Here is a 15008-nt window from a genome sequence, read left to right on the forward strand (position 1 = left end):
GCGGGGCCGTTTCAGCCGCGCGGGCGGTTCCGGGCAGCGGCTGGCGCCGCCCGGAGGGCGTCACTGGGTCCAGACGCTGGGGAGCACAGTGAACTTCCAGTATTTCTGGTTGATCGCCTTGAACGTGCCGTCGGCGAACATGCCCTTCAGAGCATTGTTGACCTTGTCGAGCAGTTCAGGCTCGTTCTTGCGCAGTCCGACACCGACACCAGGCCCGAAATACTTGATGTTCTCGAGTTCGGGGCCGATATACTTGAAATTCTTGCCCTGGGCGTCCTCGAAGAAGCCCTCCATCTTGATCGGCCCGGCCATGATCAGGTCGACGCGGCCGGAGACGAGGTCGAGGAGCAGGGTCTCGTAGTTCTCGTAGCGCGAGATCTGCACGCCGGGGAACAGTTCGGTGAAATAGCGGTCATAGGTGCTGGAGCGGATCAGCCCGACGACCTTGCCGTCGAGGGCCTTGGGATTGGGCTGCCCGTCGGCGGTGACCGGCGCGAGCGTCGATGATTTCGGGCCGACGAAGCGGCCGGTCGACGACCGGTAGGGGATGCTGAAGTCAATGCTCTTCTGGCGCGCTTCGGTGATCGAAAGGCTTGCGAGGATGAGGTCGAACTTGCGCGCCGTCAGGGCCGGGATCGCGCCGTCCAGCGACTGGCAGACGAATTTGAGGTCGAACCCTTCGCGCTTGCCGATCTCACGGGCGATATCGACGTCGAAACCTTCCAGTTCTCCGCTGGCGGTGCGGAAGTTGAAGGGTGGATTGGTGCAGTCGGTGCCGATCTTCACCTCGCGGGCGAAGGCGGTGCCGGCCAGCAGCAGCGCTGCGCCGGACATCAGGGCCAGTGCGGTCTTTCTCATGGTTCTTCTCCTCAAAGAACGCGTTGCAGAAAGCGCCTGCAGCGCTCCGACGTCGGGTTGCCGAAGATCTGATCGGGGCTGTTGCGCTCCTCGATCCTGCCCTCGTGAAGGAAGAGCACCTCGTTCGAGACCTCGCGGGCGAACGCCATCTCATGGGTCACGACGATCATGGTCCGCCCCTCCTCCGCGAGAACGCGCATGACGCGCAGCACCTCACCGACGAGCTCGGGGTCGAGCGCCGAGGTCGGCTCGTCGAAGAGCAGCAGCTTGGGCTCCATCGCCAGGGCGCGGGCGATGGCGCAGCGCTGCTGCTGGCCACCGGAAATATGGGCGGGGTAGTGATAGCGCTTGTCGAACAGCCCGACCTTCGTCAGCAGGGCCTCGGCACGTTCGATCGCCTCGGCCTTCGCAACGCCCAGCACCTTGATCGGCGCGATGGTGACGTTCTCGAGCACGGTCAGGTGGCTCCACAGGTTGAAGCTCTGGAACACCATGCCCATCCGGCTGCGGATCCGGCTGATCTGCCTCGCGTTCAGGACCGGCGGGCGGGTTCCGCTGCGCTGGAGCTTGATCTCCTCGCCCTCGAAGGAAATCGTGCCGGATTCCGGGGTTTCCAGCAGGTTGATGCAGCGCAGGAAGGTGCTCTTGCCCGAGCCACTGGCGCCGATCATGCAGATCACGTCCCGTTCGCGGGCCGCGAGGCTGACACCCTTGAGAACGGGAAGGTCGCCATAGCTCTTGTGGATGGCGTCCGCGGTGAGGACGGTCTTCGCCTCCGGTCGAGACACGTGATCCTCCCCTTTGCACTGCTGGATCGGCTCTGTCCGACCTCGATTGGCAGGGACGGTATCGGCGGCCCCTGGCTGTCTCAAGTACCAATTTTTTCAAATGGTACAGACCAATTGCGCCGAGCCGCTTGACCCTGCCGCCTGAGGGCGGCTCAATCTACCCCCGTGAAGGGTGAGGTGGCGACGCGCACGCTTTCGGCCTCGCGAAGGGTGCAGCAGGACATGAATTCGGCCTTCAACTATCCGTTCTGGAATGCGCTGGCGCTGGAGCGGGACGGGCCGGAACCGCTCTACGACCAGATCGCAGCGCAACTCCGTGCGATGGTCGTGGCCGGCGCCATCCCCCGCGGGGCGCGGCTGCCACCCCAGCGAAAACTCTCGGGCGAACTCGATGTATCCCGCTCGACGATCGTGCTCGCCTATGCCCGTCTGAAGAACGAGGGCTATGCGCATGGCCGCACCGGAGCGGGGACCTATATCGAGACCGACCTGCCCGAGGACCTGCACCGCCGCCTGGACGCCCCAACTCCGGCCGGGCCGCCGCGGCAGCCGCGCATCCTGGCCCGGCGCGGCAGCGCGCTGATGGGCCTGCCGCTCCCGAGTGAGCGCGAGCTCGGCTACGATCTCAGCCCCCTGCTCCCGGCGCTCGACGAATTGCCGTTCAGCGATATCCGGCGCAGCACCGCCGAATACTGGGGTTCGGAGCCCTGGCCCCAGTTCAGCTTCAGCGAGCGCCTCGGCCTTCCCGCCCTGCGCCAGCAGATCGCGAAATATCTCGGCGAATACGAGGGCGTGCCCTGCGCGGCCGAGCAGATCGCCGTCGTCGCCAGCACGACCCAGGCCTTCATCCTTCTCGCCCAGTTGCTGCTCGACCCAGGCGACGGCGTCGTCGTCGAGGATCCGGGCTATCCGACCCGCGTCGCCGCGCTGGTGGCGAATGGGGCCCGCGTCCTGCCGCATCCGGTCGATCATGACGGGCTCTGCGTCGATGGCTTCAGCGCCGAGGCCAGCACCGCCCGGATGGTGATCGCCTCTCCGACCAATCAGTTTCCCTACGGCTCCACGATGCCGATGGCGCGCCGGCTTTCGCTGCTGGCCTGGGCCCGCGCACGGGACGCCTGGGTGATCGAATATGATTACAGCAGCCCGATCGGCATCAATCGCCAGCCCCTGGCTTCCCTGCTGTCGCTCGATACCGATCAGCGCGTCATCTTCATCGGCAACATCAACCGGATTTTCTCCCCGTCGCTTGGCCTGACCTATCTGGTCCTGCCCCCCGATCTGGTCGAGCTGTTCTACCGGGCCAAGCTGGTCTTCTCCTGCTATTTGCCGCCGCCGCTGCAACAGATGGTGGCCGATATCATGGGCCGGGGCGTGCTGGCCCGGCATGTCCGGCGGATGCGGCTTCTGTATCGCGAGCGGGCCGGCATCCTCGTCGGAGCCCTGCGCGAGGCGCTCAGTGATCGGCTGGTCATTCCCGAGGTGACGGCAGGGTTGCATCTGACCGCGCATGCGCGCGGCCCGCTCGATGACCGCGCGATCACCGATGCCGCCCGGCAGCGCGGCATCGATGTGCCGGCCCTCTCCCGCTACCGGTTGGAGAGCCAGGACGCGACGGGGTTCATCTTCGGCTTCGGCAATACCGCACCCGAGCGCATTCCGCCGGCGGTGCGGCGCTTTGCCGAGATCGTGGCCGCGGCCTAGAGCATGCTGCGAAAAAGTGGCAACGGTTTTTCGCACAAAGCATGCTCTAAACTATTAGATTCGATCATGTTTTCTGCGTTTTGACGATTTCGCGTGATCTAGCAGGGCCGCCGCGACGAGTTGGGATTTCACGCCGGGCTCGCAGCGAGCACCGGCCGGGGAGAGGACGAGATGATGGATGTGAATGGCGTGGCGCAGAGATTGATGCGCGAGCACGAGGAACAGGTGCGCTTCCGCCCCTTCGCCGCGGCGAGCGGCATCGCCTCGCTCGACGATGCCTACCGGGTGCAGGATCGCTATGTCTCGCTGCTCCAGACCCGGTTCGGTGACGGGATCGGCTACAAGATCGGCCTGACCTCTCAGCGCATGCAGAGGATGTGCGGCATCGACCAGCCGATCGCCGGAGTCGTCCTCGCCGACCGGCTGCACCACTCCGGAGCGAAGGTCGCGATTTCCGGCTACGGGCGGATCGGTCTAGAATTCGAGATCGCCGTGCGACTGGCGAACGATCTTCCCGCCGGTGGCCCCGCTTTCACGCCCGAGAGCGTTGCTGCCCATGTCGGCGGCGTCTGTGCCGCGATCGAGATCGTCGACGATCGCGCGGCCGACTATGCCGAGCTCGACGTGCTCTCGCTCGTCGCCGACAATTCCTGGAACGGCGGCATCGTCCTCTCCGAATTCCGCAGCGCATGGCCCGCGCTGGACGCGGTCAGCGGCGTCGTCAGCCGCAATGGCGTCGAGATCGATCGCGGCCACGGGAGGGATGTGCTCGGCCACCCCTTCTCGCCCTTGGCCTGGCTGGCGAACGCGCTGGCGGCCAAAGGCCGGACCCTGCGTGCCGGCGACGTGGTCATGACCGGCAGCCTGGTCACCACCCGTTTCCCGACCGAGACCGAAACCTACAATTTCGCGTTGGACGGCATCGGGGCTGTCGAACTCACGGTCGAAGCCGGCAAACCTGGCTGAAACAGGTTTGCTCCTGCCCCCCTCTCCTTCGCCATGACCGGGACTGCATGGGGAGCCGACGGCTCCCCTGCCCAACGCATGCAGCGCAGGGCCCGCGCCAGCACTCCTCCACCGGAGCCAAGCGCGACAAGCCAGCGCCGCCGCGACACGGCGCCGCGGGGCCGTGGCCACCTGCCGAGAAGGCCGCCCCCTCGCCTCCAAGGCAGAGGGAGCGACAGGCGCCTGCCTATTCGAAGAAGCAGCTGACGCTGCCCAGCGGGCCGTAATCGCCGGTGATGGTGTCGCCGTGCCGCGCTTCCACCGGGCGGATGAAGGAGCCCGCCAGGACGATCTGGCCGGCTGCGATATGGTCGCCATAGACGGCGAGCCGGTTTGCAAGCCAGGCGACGCCACGGGCGGGATGGTTCAGCACGCCGGCTCCGAGCCCCGTCTCCTCGACCTGGCCATTGCGCGCGACGATCGCGCCGACCCAGCGAAGATCGACCTGGTCCGGCCGCATGGCGCGGCCCCCGACGACGATGCCGGCATTGGCGGCATTGTCGGCGATCGTGTCGACGATGCTGCGGGCCTTCCCGCTCTGCGGGTCGACGCGCAGGATGCGGGTATCGAGGATCTCGAGCGCCGGAGTGACGTAGTCGGTGGCATTGAGCACATCGAAGATCCCGATATTGGGGCCCTTCAGCGGCGCCTTCATCACGAAGGCGATCTCGGCCTCGATCCGCGGCTGGATGAAGCGGTCCTTGGGCACAGTGTCGCCATCGGCGAACATCATGTCGTCGAACAGCACGCCTGAATCCGGGATGTCGATATTCAGCGCGTATTGCATCGCCTTCGAGGTGAGGCCGATCTTCCAGCCGATGTCCTTTCGGCCGGCGGCGATCTTGTGCTGCACCCAGGCGCCCTGGATGGAATAGGCGTCATCCATGGTCATCCCGGGGTGCCTGAGCGACATCAGCCCCGTCTGGCGGCGCGTCCGCTCGGCCTCGTCGAGGCTCAGCGCCGCGGCGGCGATTTCATTGCATGTCAGCATCGGTCAGGCCTCGTCGGCGATGGTGTTGCGCAGGAGGCCGATCCCCTCGGCCTCGACCTCGACGACGTCACCGGGCTTCAGCCAGACCGGCGGCTCCAGGCGAGCCCCTGCCCCGGTCGGGGTCCCGGTGACGAGGATGTCACCCGGCACGAGCGTGGTGAAGGTCGAGATGTAGCTGATGATCCGCCGGAAGGAGAACACCATCCGGCTGGTGCGATCTTCCTGGCGCATTTCGCCGTTGACGCGGGTCGTCAGCGCGATATCGGCGATCTGGGCCTCGCTGCTGAAGGGAACGAGCCATGGCCCGATCGAGCCCGAGCGGTCGAAATTCTTGCCCTGCGTGACGTTGAACTTGGCGTGCCGGACCCAGTCCCGGATCGTCCCTTCATTGCAAAGCGACAAGGCCGCGACATGGTCCAGCGCGTCGCGCTCGGCGATGCGGCGCCCCGGCTTGCCGATGACGATGACGATCTCGCCCTCATAATCGAGCTGCACGCTTTCCGGCGGCCGGATCAGCGGCTGGTCATGACCGGTAAAGGAGCGCGGAAAACGCGGGAACAGGGAGGGATTGGCGGGAGCCGCCTGGCCATCCTTGTACTCGGCGTTACGGTCGGGAAAATTAACGCCGACGCAGATGATCTTTTCCGGCGCGGCAATCGGAAGCTCGTAGCGGATCGCCTGGAACGGCAGGTCCGGAGACAGCCCCGCCGCCGCCTCGACGAGCCGCGCAAAGGCGCCCTCAGTGACGACCTCCTTCAGGCTCGGCCACTGGGCCGAGAAGCGGCTGGAGAGGTCAATGACACCCGCTTCCACGGCCAGACCGTATCCGGCGCGGTTTTCAGCGGAGAAGCTGACGAATCTGGGAGCAAGCATGAATCCGGTCCTTCTATCGCCTCGCGCCCTTGGGGGATGGAGCCCCGCGGGCTGGCCTTAGTGACGGTGGAGAGCCAGACCGCCGGGCAAGGCGAGCTTCAGACGCGCGCCGTGAAGCCCCGCGAGAGAACGAGATCGGTTGCCGCCATCGGATGCCAAATGAAAGGGAGAGACATGATTATCATGTTAATTAGATGGCTGGACCCGATCAAGGGCTGATCTGGCTTTATCCCCCTCCCCTCGGCTGCGCTCGGCGCGGGTACGACGGCCAGGGGCTAACGCTCAGCACAATCCACGCGCTGGCAGGATCAATCATGCCCCCTTGCACTGCGGATATCGGCAAGACCGGCATCGACCATTGCAGGCCATAGTGGCTGGCCTATCTTCGCGTTGGAGCGATGACATCAACTGGCGGTTGAATATGGCCTCTATCCCTCGGCATCGTTTGACAACGGATCGCCTGGTTCTGCGCCCGACCAGCGCCTTGGATGCGGATCGCGCGTTTGAAATCCAGTCGGACTGGGAAGTGACGCGCATGCTGCGCATGGCGTCGTTTCCACCCGATCGCGCAGGAATCGCGCAATGGTTCGCCGACCATGAGCGCGAATGGGCAGCGGGTGAAGCGTATCGTTTCGCGGTCGAGCTCCAGGGCAGAGCCATCGGGGTCATCGACGTCGACGAGATATCTCAAGGCGAGGGCGAATTCGGTTACTGGTTCGAGCAGGCCAGCTGGGGGCGAGGCTATGCGTCGGAAGCGGCAAAGGCCGTCGTCGATTTTGCCTTTCGAGCCATTGGCCTCTCGCAGCTTCTCTCCGGACATGCAGCTGACAACTCAGCCTCGGGACATGTCCTTCTCAAACTCGGTTTTCGCCCGTTGGACACCGTTGAGCGAAGCTCGCGCTCGAGAAGCGGGACAATCCTGCAGCGCCGCTACGTTCTGCCGGCCTCCGCGGCGACCGAGTGAGCAAAGGGCAGCCGGCTCGCCGAAAGCTGGGTTTCCGCGCCGCAGTCGGCGATTGCAGTGTCGCCGGCATTCATTAGCAGTACTTATCTGTCCTAGTGGATCATTGCGCCTAATCGAATATCGGCCTGGTCGCTAGGTTCCCCGCAATGCTGACGCAGCAACCGAGGGGCGCATGCCGACGATCGAGAGGCTATTCCAGTTTCCATCCATCCTGATCGCAACCGGCCTGCTCAGTCTGACGCCCGCGCTTTCGCAATCGGCCGGGAGGCCTGAGCCCCTGGTCATTCAGGACCAGGGCAGTTTCGCCGTCGGCGGCGTGATCGCCAGCGCGCCGGGCACATTCGATCCGCTGAAGCCCCTGCAGCCGGCCGGGCAGACCTTCCATGGCGATCACCTCTACGCCTTCTATCAGGTGCCGGTCGCCCCGCGGACACTCCCCATCGTGATGTGGCACGGGGCCGGACAATTCTCGAAGACCTGGGAGACGACGCCCGACGGGCGCGAGGGGTTTCAGAACATCTTCCTGCGCCGTCGCTTCGCGACCTATCTCATCGACCAGCCGCGGCGCGGCAATGCCGGCCGCAGCACGGTCGAGGCGACCATCAAGCCGACGCCGGACGAGCAGTTCTGGTTCGGCCAGTTCCGCCTCGGCCTCTGGCCGACCTATTTCGACGGCGTCCAGTTCGACCGCAAGCCGGAGACGCTGAACCAGTATTTCCGCGCCATGACGCCGAATACCGGCCCATTCGACGCGAACCTGATCTCGGATGGCGTGTCGGCGCTGTTCGCCAGGATCGGCCCCGGCATCCTGATGACGCATTCTCAGAGCGGCGGGCCAGGCTGGCTGACCGCGATCAAGAGCCCAAACGTCAAGGCGATCGTCGCCTTCGAGCCGGGCAGCGGCTTCGTCTTCCCGCAAGGCGAGCTGCCGAAGCCCGTGCCGACATCGTTCGACACGCTCGAAGGCACGCCGGTGCCGATGTCGGACTTCATGGCCCTGACCAAGCTGCCGATCATCATCTTCTACGGCGACAATATTCCGGTGAAAGCATCCGATGTTCCGACCCAGGACGCCTGGCGTGGCAGGCTGGAAATGGCCCGGATCTGGCGCGACACCGTCAACAAACATGGCGGTCAGGTCACTGTGGTCCACCTGCCGGAGATCGGCATCCGCGGCAACACGCATTTCCCGTTCTCGGACCTGAACAATATCGAGATCGCGGACCAGGTGTCGCGCTTCCTCGCGGACAAGCAGCTGGACTGATCGCCCCCAGCATCCCCGCCGATACGACAACGACTGCGCATGCCTGTCGCGGCCATCCATTCAGACAAGGGAAGACCCACCATGAGCCCCCTCACCCGTGCCCTGTTCGCCGCCGCATGCCTGTTATCTGCAGGCCAGGTGACGGCCGCTCACGCCCAAACCCAGGCGCCAGCCCCGGCCCAGCCGGCGACGCCGAAGCCGCCCTCCCGGGCGCAGCAGCTGATGGGCGATATCGCGCCAAAGCTGGCGGAACTCACCGACACTGTCCTGTTCGGCGATATCTGGGAGCGGCCCGGCCTCTCCAGGCGCGACCGCAGCCTGGTCACCGTCAGCGCTCTCATTGCCATGAACCGTCCTGACCAGTTGCGGTCCCATCTCGCTCTGGCGCGGCAGAACGGCGTGAAGGAGGAGGAGCTCGTCGAGGCGATCACGCAGCTCGCCTTCTACACGGGCTGGCCGAACGCCGTATCGGCCGTCGCGGTGGCCCGCGATGTCTTAAGGCCGAAATGAGCCCCGGGCGTCTCCGTTGAGCAGACCAGGAACAACGCATTCATGAAAACGCCTGCGCTTCAGATCGCCCTGGCAAGCCTGTCCATGGCCGCCGTCCTCACGGTGGGCTGGCGGGTCCATGCCGAAGCCACGAGGGTGACGTTTCCCGAACTCGGCACGCTGGTTCATTACACCACCGTCCGGCGCGGCAATGTCACCGAACATATCATGACGACGCCCGCGGCGATCGAGGCCGTGAAGAACCGTCAGCCGATCCCGGCCGGCACGCATTTCGTGCTGGTCGATCATCGCGACGGAAAGCTGTTCCGCTATTTCGTGATGGAGAAGGGCCAGAACTGGGGTGCGGATTACGATGAGCGCCGCCGCACCGGCGACTGGCAGTTCCAGTGGTTCTGGCCGGATCGGACGATCAACACGAGCGAGAACACCGCCCGCTGCCAGTCCTGCCACCAAAGCCAGTCGGGCAGCGAATTCCTGTTCACCGGCTACCGCATCCCCCGTTTCGACGGCAAGCCGGTCGAATAGGTCCAGGGGAGCGCGAAGTGAACTCTGTCTTCATATCCCGGCTCTGGCTCGACGCCCTGGCGGCCTTCCTGCTGCTGCTCGGGTTTTCCTATTGGTGGCTTGGCAACCCCATCCATGAGATCGCGGGAACGGCGCTGTTCCTGCTCCTGATCGCACATAACGTCTTCAACCGGCGCTGGTATGGCGCCGTCGCACGGACCCGGCACGGGCCGCGCAGCCTGTTCAACACCGGCGTCACCATCGCGCTCCTGATCGCGATGCTGGCGGTGGTCGTGACCAGCGTGCTGATCTCGCATGCCCTTGCCGCCTATCTGCCTGCCTGGGGCGGCTTCACCATTCGGCAGATCCACAGCCTTGCCGCCTACTGGGCCCTGGTGATCGTCGCGATCCATCTCGGGCTGCGCTGGCCGATGCTGATGGGCGTGGCCCGCAACCTGTTCGGCATCAGAACGCCCAGCAGGCTGCGCACACTCCTGCTGCGGGCAGCAGCCGTGATGGTCGCCATCCATGGCGCCTGGAGCTGCACCGTCCTCGGGCTCGGAACCAGGCTTTCCATGCAGGTGACGCTGGATTGGTGGAATTTCGAGGACGCGGTGGCAGGCTTCTTCATCCATTGCGCGGCGATCGCCGGGCTGTTCATGGTCGCCACCTATTACAGCCTGAAGCTCGCCCAGCCCGGCCGGCCCCTTGGCGGCGCTCGCCAACGAGACTTGCCGGGCGCGGAGCCCGGTCAGGCGAGTCAGGCGTGAAAGGGCGATGACCGCCGGCTTCGGTTGGCGAAATCAATCCCGGTAGCGCAGGACGTCGATCAGCACGGCCAGGGCCGGCGAGACATGCCGGCGGCTCGGATAATAGAGGTGATAGCCGGGGAATGGCGGGCACCAATCCTCCAGCACGCGCACGAGGCGCCCGTCCCGGATATGCGGGACGGCCTGATCCTCCGGCAGATAGGCGAGCCCCAACCCGTCCAAGGCCGAGTTCAGCCGCATGGCGAGGCTGTTGAACACCAGCTGTCCCTCGCCACGGACCTTGACCTCGCGGCCGTCCTTTTCCAGCCCCCAGGCGAAAAGCCCGCCATAGGTCGGCAGGCGCGACGCGATGCAGTTGTGGGAGGTCAGATCCTGCGGGGTTTCGGGAATGCCGTAGCGAGCGAAATAATCCGGCGAGCCAATCACGGCCATCCGCATCTCCGGGCCGATGCGAACCGCGATCATGTCCTTCGCCAGTTGCTCGCCAAGGCGCACGCCTGCGTCGTAGCCAGCGGCCACGATATCGACGAGGCCGTAATCGACGATGATCTCGACGGTGATGTCGGGATGATCCGGCAGGAATTTTCGCAGGGCCGGCTGCAGCATGGCAACCGCCGCGTGTTCGCCGGCGGTGATGCGCACCGTTCCGGCGGGTTTGCCGCGCAACTCGCCGAGCGCTGCGATCTCGGCCTCGATCTCCTCGAAGCGCGGACCGACGGTCTCCAGCAGTCTCTTGCCGGCTTCCGTGGGCGCGACACTGCGCGTCGTGCGGGTCAGCAGGCGCAGCTTCAGCCGTTCCTCGAGCGCCTTGATCGTCTGGCTCAGCGCCGATTGCGAGACGCCCAGCTTGGCCCCGGCCTTGGTGAAGCTGCGCTCCCGCGCCACCATGGCGAAGGCGGCGAGATCGTTGAAGTTCGGCTGCGCCATTGATTAGGGGGCCTTATGAGCTCTTGCGGATTATAGCTCCTAATCATCGCCGGCCGCGCTCGCTAGATACCCTCCATCAACATTGTTGTTCAGAATGTGAGGTGAGCCATGCAGAAACGGATACTCGGCAAGAGCGGCCTGAGCGTGTCGGCGCTTGGGCTCGGCTGCATGGGCCTGAGCTATGGCTATGGCCAGGCCGTCGAGGGGAAAGCCGGGATCGAACTGATCCGCCTGGCCTTCGACCGAGGCGTGACCTTGTTCGACACCGCCGAATCCTATGGGCCCTTCGTCAACGAGGGGCTCCTGGGCGAGGCACTCGCGCCGATCCGCGAGCACGTCGTGATCGCGACCAAGTTCGGGTTCGACATCGACCAGAGGACCGGAGAACGGCGCCCAGGGCTGAACAGCCGACCCGAGCATATCAGGCGGGTCGCCGAGGCCTCCCTGAAGCGGCTTCGCACCGATGTCATCGACATCTTCTACCAGCACCGTGTCGATCCCGATGTTCCCATCGAGGAGGTGGCCGGCGCAGTCCAGGCCCTGGTCGCGGAAGGCAAGGTCCGGCATTTCGGGCTGTCCGAGGCCGGCGCGGCGACGATCCGCAGGGCGCATGCGGTTCATCCCGTCGCAGCCGTCCAAAGCGAATACTCGCTGTTCTATCGCGACGCGGAAGCGGAGACCTTGCCTGTGCTCGAAGAGCTCGGCATCGGCTTCGTACCATTCAGCCCGCTCGGCGCCGGCTTCCTGACCGGCAAGATCGACGAGACCACGACCTTCGAACCGACAGATTTCCGCAACGCAGTGCCGCGCTTTTCCGTGGAAGCCCGCAAGGCCAATGCAGCCTTGGTCGCGCTCGTAAAGCGCGTCGCCGAGCGAAAGGGCGCGACGCCGGCGCAAGTCGCGCTGGCCTGGCTGCTGGCGCAAAAGCCGTGGATCGTTCCCATCCCCGGCACGACGAAGCCTCACCGCCTCGAGGAGAATATCGCTGCGGCGCAGGTCGAACTGACCGCGGGCGATCTGCGCGAGATCGGTGAGGCCTTGTCGACCATGACCTTGACCGGGGAGCGTTTGCCCGCAGCCGCCTTGAAAATGACGGGCCTCTAGCGCCCGTCATGCCCGCGTCTCAGATCTGCGGCGTCGCGTAGAGCACTTTGCCGTTCACCTTGATCTCGACGTCCTGGAGATACTGGCGGACCCCGTCCTCGTTGATCTCCAGGCCTAGTCCGGGCGCGTCGGGCACGCTGATATCGCCATTCCCGTCCCTTTCCAGGTGGTTGCGGGTGAAGGCGAGCGCGACGGGCTTGGGCATCGCCGGATATTCGCAGATGACGTGATCCTTCAGGCCGGCATAGGGCTGGATCGAGGCCGAGAGCGCCAGATGCGAGGTGAAGCTGTGATTGACGAAGGTCACGCCCCTGGCGACCGCGTAATCGGCCACCTCCTTTGACGGACCGACGCCGCCGATCCGGCCGCAATCGATCTGGATATAGCCGACACCGCCGTGATCGATCAGTTGCTTCGCCATATGGACGTTATGCGCGCCCTCCCCGCCAGCGAGACGCACGGTCGCACTGCGCTTGGCCAGGGCCGCATAGGCGTCGACGGCGCTCGCCTGGAACGGTTCCTCGAACCAGAGCGCACCTGCCTTCTCCAGCGCGGGCAGCCGAGCAGCGGCGCGCTCGACATCCTCGATGAAGATCTGGCCGGTATCGACCAGCAGGATGCCGTCTGCACCAAGCCCTTCGCGCGCGGCGACGAAATGCTCGGCATCCGCGGCGACGCTGCCCCGCCCGATCGGCCCCCAACCGAACTTGGCGGCCCGGAAGTTGCGCGCTCTCGCATCGCGAGCGCGGGCCAGCGTCTCCTGCGGGGTGTCGCCGAACAGCACCGAGGCATAGGGCGTCTTGGGGTGGCTGCGCTGATAGCCAAGCAGGCGCCAGACCGGCTCGCCGCGCAGCTTGCCGAGCACATCCCACAACGCCATTTCGACGCCCGAGAGGGTATGGGGCGCCTGCAGCAGGTCCATGGAGTTATAGGCGACGTCGGCCGAGATCTGCGCGATATCGGCAGGACTGTCGAGCGGCTTGCCGAGAACGGAATCGGCGACGGGTCGGCAGACCCCGTGCGACATCGGGCAGATGAAGGCTGCGATCGAGGGCAGCGGCGCTGCCTCGCACTCGCCCCAGCCGATCTGCCCCCCGGCGGCCACCCGCACCAGCAGGGCATCCTGGCTGCCATCGGCCTCGTCCGTCACCACGGGCATGGACAGGTAGAAGAAATCGACTGCATCGATCGTCGGCACGGGCTTGTCCTTCACAGCGTGTAGATGACGGGGTTCGGTGCGAAGGCTGCATCGGCCTCGAGCGGATACATCGGCCGGGCGCAGATGCTGTGCCCGAGGCTTTTCAGATTGGCCGAGGTCGCGCCGGGCGCATCGATGTTGAAATTATGCTCGCACCATTGCTCGAACATGTGGTGCTCGGTATGGGGCGACTTGACCACGACGAGGTCGAAATCCTGCGGGTTCAGGCCGTTGGCGTAATACATCGCTCGGTCGAACAGGCTGACCGAATGGGTCATGACCACGATCGTGAACGGGCCGAAGGTCAGCACCGCCGTCGGGCCTGCCGCAAGCGGCGCCTTCATCGTTTCCAGCAACGCCTCGCCATCCGAGAGCAGCTTGACCTTGGCCTCGACCTGCATCGGCGTGAAGCGGGCGGGGTCGATGCTGCCGCCGAGCACGACCTTGATCGTCGCGCCGACACCGGCCTTGTGCGCGGCAGCGGCCGCAGCGGCATCGACCAGCGGCGCAAGCACCTTCCCGCCGTAACCGGCTGCGTGCAAAGCCGCGATGATGGCGTTGCTGTCGCCGGACGCGCCCGAGGAGGTGGCGTCGGCCGCATCGGTGAAGATCAGCGGACCTGCCATCGTCAGGGATTGGGCGATGGCGCGCTCGAGCCCGATCAGCTTGCCCTGCATCCGGAAACGCTGCGGCCAGAATTCCTCGGCGAGGCGCAGCGCCTCGCGTTCGGCCGTGGCTTGGTCGCCATCGGTCAGCACGAGGACCTGCGAGCACAGCTCCGGCACGTCGGTGAAAGGGTTGCCGATCATGATGCCGGCAGCGAGCGCCCTGCCCTCCTCCTCGAGACGCCGGCAGTCGCGCAGGAGATCGCCGTAGCAGCCGGTCTTGGTGATGAGTTCGTCGCCGCGGACCAGCGTCGGCATGACGACGCGCGCGGCGACGGGGCGAAGCCCGCCCTCCATCAGGCGCAGCAGCAGCGCCGCGGCGCGGCGCCCGGTATCGGCGAAATCGACATGCGGATAGGTCCAGTAGATCGCGAAACCATTGACCTGCCGCAGCATGCGATCGGTCAGGATGCCATGAAGGTCGAGCGAGATAACGATCGGCATGTCCGGCCCGACGCGCTTGCGCAGCGCCTCGAGCAGGTAGCCCTCGGGGTCGAGCTCGCCCTCGGCCGCCATCGCGCCATGCAGGCAGACATAGATGCCGTCGACCCCGTCGAGACGCGCGAAGACGGCGTCAAGGAATTCCTGTGACAGGCGCTTCCAGCCCTCGGCGGAGAGCAGGCCGGCGCTGCCGGCCCGCGCGCTGATCGTCGGAACCACGGTGACGTCCCCGCGCCCTTCGAACACGGCGAGCGCGCCACCGAACTCCTGGTTGGTGCCGCGCTGTTCATAGAGCGCGTCACCCCGCCTGATGTGGAAATTGCCGTAGCCCGACGGGAGAGGATTGAAGGACGAGATCTCCTGCTTGCATTCGGCGATGAGGATGCGTTTCACGTCTGGTCTCCGGTTTATCTCTCGGGGCGCGGCTCTCCGCGCCCGCCTT

15 protein-coding genes are annotated in these 15008 nt (G+C 65.6%); 8 read left to right on the top strand and 7 right to left on the bottom strand.

Going from position 1 to position 15008, the window contains the following annotated elements; genetic code table 11:
- Window positions 1-60: 60 nt before the first annotated feature.
- Entirely contained in the window at window positions 61-858 is a 798-nt protein-coding gene (locus tag BIWAKO_RS00670; protein ID WP_069876900.1) for a transporter substrate-binding domain-containing protein, read from the bottom strand.
- An 11-nt stretch (window positions 859-869) separates the two neighbouring features.
- The gene (locus BIWAKO_RS00675; protein ID WP_069876901.1) at window positions 870-1646 is read right to left on the bottom strand and encodes an ABC transporter ATP-binding protein; all 777 of its coding nucleotides are present in this window, start codon (window positions 1644-1646) and stop codon (window positions 870-872) included.
- A gap of 177 nt (window positions 1647-1823) precedes the next feature.
- Between BIWAKO_RS00675 and pdxR the strand changes: the two genes are divergently transcribed.
- Window positions 1824-3350 (top strand): MocR-like pyridoxine biosynthesis transcription factor PdxR, encoded by a 1527-nt coding sequence (pdxR, locus tag BIWAKO_RS00680; RefSeq protein WP_141739923.1) that lies wholly within the window; start codon window positions 1824-1826, stop codon window positions 3348-3350.
- 171 nt (window positions 3351-3521) lie between these two features.
- Window positions 3522-4316, top strand: coding sequence for a 2-keto-4-pentenoate hydratase (locus tag BIWAKO_RS00685; protein WP_141739924.1), 795 nt, complete (start codon window positions 3522-3524; stop codon window positions 4314-4316).
- A 226-nt stretch (window positions 4317-4542) separates the two neighbouring features.
- On the opposite strand, the gene hpaH is transcribed toward BIWAKO_RS00685, so the two are convergent.
- Window positions 4543-5346 carry a 2-oxo-hept-4-ene-1,7-dioate hydratase gene (gene hpaH, locus BIWAKO_RS00690; RefSeq protein WP_069876903.1) on the bottom strand — a complete coding sequence of 268 codons (804 nt, stop codon included), beginning with the start codon at window positions 5344-5346 and terminating at the stop codon, window positions 4543-4545.
- A 3-nt stretch (window positions 5347-5349) separates the two neighbouring features.
- Window positions 5350-6219, bottom strand: a complete 870-nt coding sequence (locus BIWAKO_RS00695; protein WP_069876904.1) for a fumarylacetoacetate hydrolase family protein — start codon at window positions 6217-6219, stop codon at window positions 5350-5352.
- A 370-nt stretch (window positions 6220-6589) separates the two neighbouring features.
- Between BIWAKO_RS00695 and BIWAKO_RS00705 the strand changes: the two genes are divergently transcribed.
- From BIWAKO_RS00705 to BIWAKO_RS00725, 5 genes are all read left to right on the top strand, one after another.
- Complete coding sequence (locus BIWAKO_RS00705) at window positions 6590-7183, top strand: GNAT family N-acetyltransferase (RefSeq protein ID WP_244523329.1); 594 nt, start codon at window positions 6590-6592, stop codon at window positions 7181-7183.
- 172 nt (window positions 7184-7355) lie between these two features.
- Window positions 7356-8447, top strand: a complete 1092-nt coding sequence (locus tag BIWAKO_RS00710; protein ID WP_069876907.1) for an alpha/beta hydrolase — start codon at window positions 7356-7358, stop codon at window positions 8445-8447.
- An 81-nt stretch (window positions 8448-8528) separates the two neighbouring features.
- Entirely contained in the window at window positions 8529-8957 is a 429-nt protein-coding gene (locus tag BIWAKO_RS00715; RefSeq protein ID WP_084652109.1) for a carboxymuconolactone decarboxylase family protein, read from the top strand.
- A gap of 42 nt (window positions 8958-8999) precedes the next feature.
- Window positions 9000-9482 (top strand): cytochrome P460 family protein, encoded by a 483-nt coding sequence (locus tag BIWAKO_RS00720; RefSeq protein WP_069876908.1) that lies wholly within the window; start codon window positions 9000-9002, stop codon window positions 9480-9482.
- Between the two features lie 17 nt (window positions 9483-9499).
- Window positions 9500-10231 carry a DUF4405 domain-containing protein gene (locus BIWAKO_RS00725; RefSeq protein ID WP_069876909.1) on the top strand — a complete coding sequence of 244 codons (732 nt, stop codon included), beginning with the start codon at window positions 9500-9502 and terminating at the stop codon, window positions 10229-10231.
- 33 nt (window positions 10232-10264) lie between these two features.
- Here the strand turns inward: BIWAKO_RS00725 and BIWAKO_RS00730 are convergent, their stop codons facing one another.
- Window positions 10265-11158, bottom strand: a complete 894-nt coding sequence (locus tag BIWAKO_RS00730; protein WP_069876910.1) for a LysR family transcriptional regulator — start codon at window positions 11156-11158, stop codon at window positions 10265-10267.
- Window positions 11159-11266: 108 nt separating this feature from the next.
- Between BIWAKO_RS00730 and BIWAKO_RS00735 the strand changes: the two genes are divergently transcribed.
- Complete coding sequence (locus BIWAKO_RS00735; RefSeq protein WP_069876911.1) at window positions 11267-12262, top strand: aldo/keto reductase; 996 nt, start codon at window positions 11267-11269, stop codon at window positions 12260-12262.
- A gap of 19 nt (window positions 12263-12281) precedes the next feature.
- Here the strand turns inward: BIWAKO_RS00735 and BIWAKO_RS00740 are convergent, their stop codons facing one another.
- Together BIWAKO_RS00740 and BIWAKO_RS00745 are read right to left on the bottom strand one after the other, a co-directional pair.
- Complete coding sequence (locus tag BIWAKO_RS00740; protein WP_244523330.1) at window positions 12282-13460, bottom strand: mandelate racemase/muconate lactonizing enzyme family protein; 1179 nt, start codon at window positions 13458-13460, stop codon at window positions 12282-12284.
- 11 nt (window positions 13461-13471) lie between these two features.
- Window positions 13472-14959 carry a M81 family metallopeptidase gene (locus tag BIWAKO_RS00745; RefSeq protein WP_069876912.1) on the bottom strand — a complete coding sequence of 496 codons (1488 nt, stop codon included), beginning with the start codon at window positions 14957-14959 and terminating at the stop codon, window positions 13472-13474.
- Window positions 14960-15008 lie beyond the last annotated feature (49 nt).

Source organism: Bosea sp. BIWAKO-01 (assembly GCF_001748145.1).
GTDB lineage: Bacteria > Pseudomonadota > Alphaproteobacteria > Rhizobiales > Beijerinckiaceae > Allobosea.

What these genes read in the sequence shown, in the direction of transcription:
- BIWAKO_RS00670 (WP_069876900.1), bottom strand. Translation starts at nt 858, where the DNA reads ATGAGAAAGACCGCACTGGCCCTGATGTCCGGCGCAGCGCTGCTGCTG.
- BIWAKO_RS00685 (WP_141739924.1), top strand. Translation starts at nt 3,522, where the DNA reads ATGATGGATGTGAATGGCGTGGCGCAGAGATTGATGCGCGAGCACGAG.
- hpaH (WP_069876903.1), bottom strand. Translation starts at nt 5,346, where the DNA reads ATGCTGACATGCAATGAAATCGCCGCCGCGGCGCTGAGCCTCGACGAG.
- BIWAKO_RS00695 (WP_069876904.1), bottom strand. Translation starts at nt 6,219, where the DNA reads ATGCTTGCTCCCAGATTCGTCAGCTTCTCCGCTGAAAACCGCGCCGGA.
- BIWAKO_RS00710 (WP_069876907.1), top strand. Translation starts at nt 7,356, where the DNA reads ATGCCGACGATCGAGAGGCTATTCCAGTTTCCATCCATCCTGATCGCA.
- BIWAKO_RS00715 (WP_084652109.1), top strand. Translation starts at nt 8,529, where the DNA reads ATGAGCCCCCTCACCCGTGCCCTGTTCGCCGCCGCATGCCTGTTATCT.
- BIWAKO_RS00720 (WP_069876908.1), top strand. Translation starts at nt 9,000, where the DNA reads ATGAAAACGCCTGCGCTTCAGATCGCCCTGGCAAGCCTGTCCATGGCC.
- BIWAKO_RS00730 (WP_069876910.1), bottom strand. Translation starts at nt 11,158, where the DNA reads ATGGCGCAGCCGAACTTCAACGATCTCGCCGCCTTCGCCATGGTGGCG.
- BIWAKO_RS00735 (WP_069876911.1), top strand. Translation starts at nt 11,267, where the DNA reads ATGCAGAAACGGATACTCGGCAAGAGCGGCCTGAGCGTGTCGGCGCTT.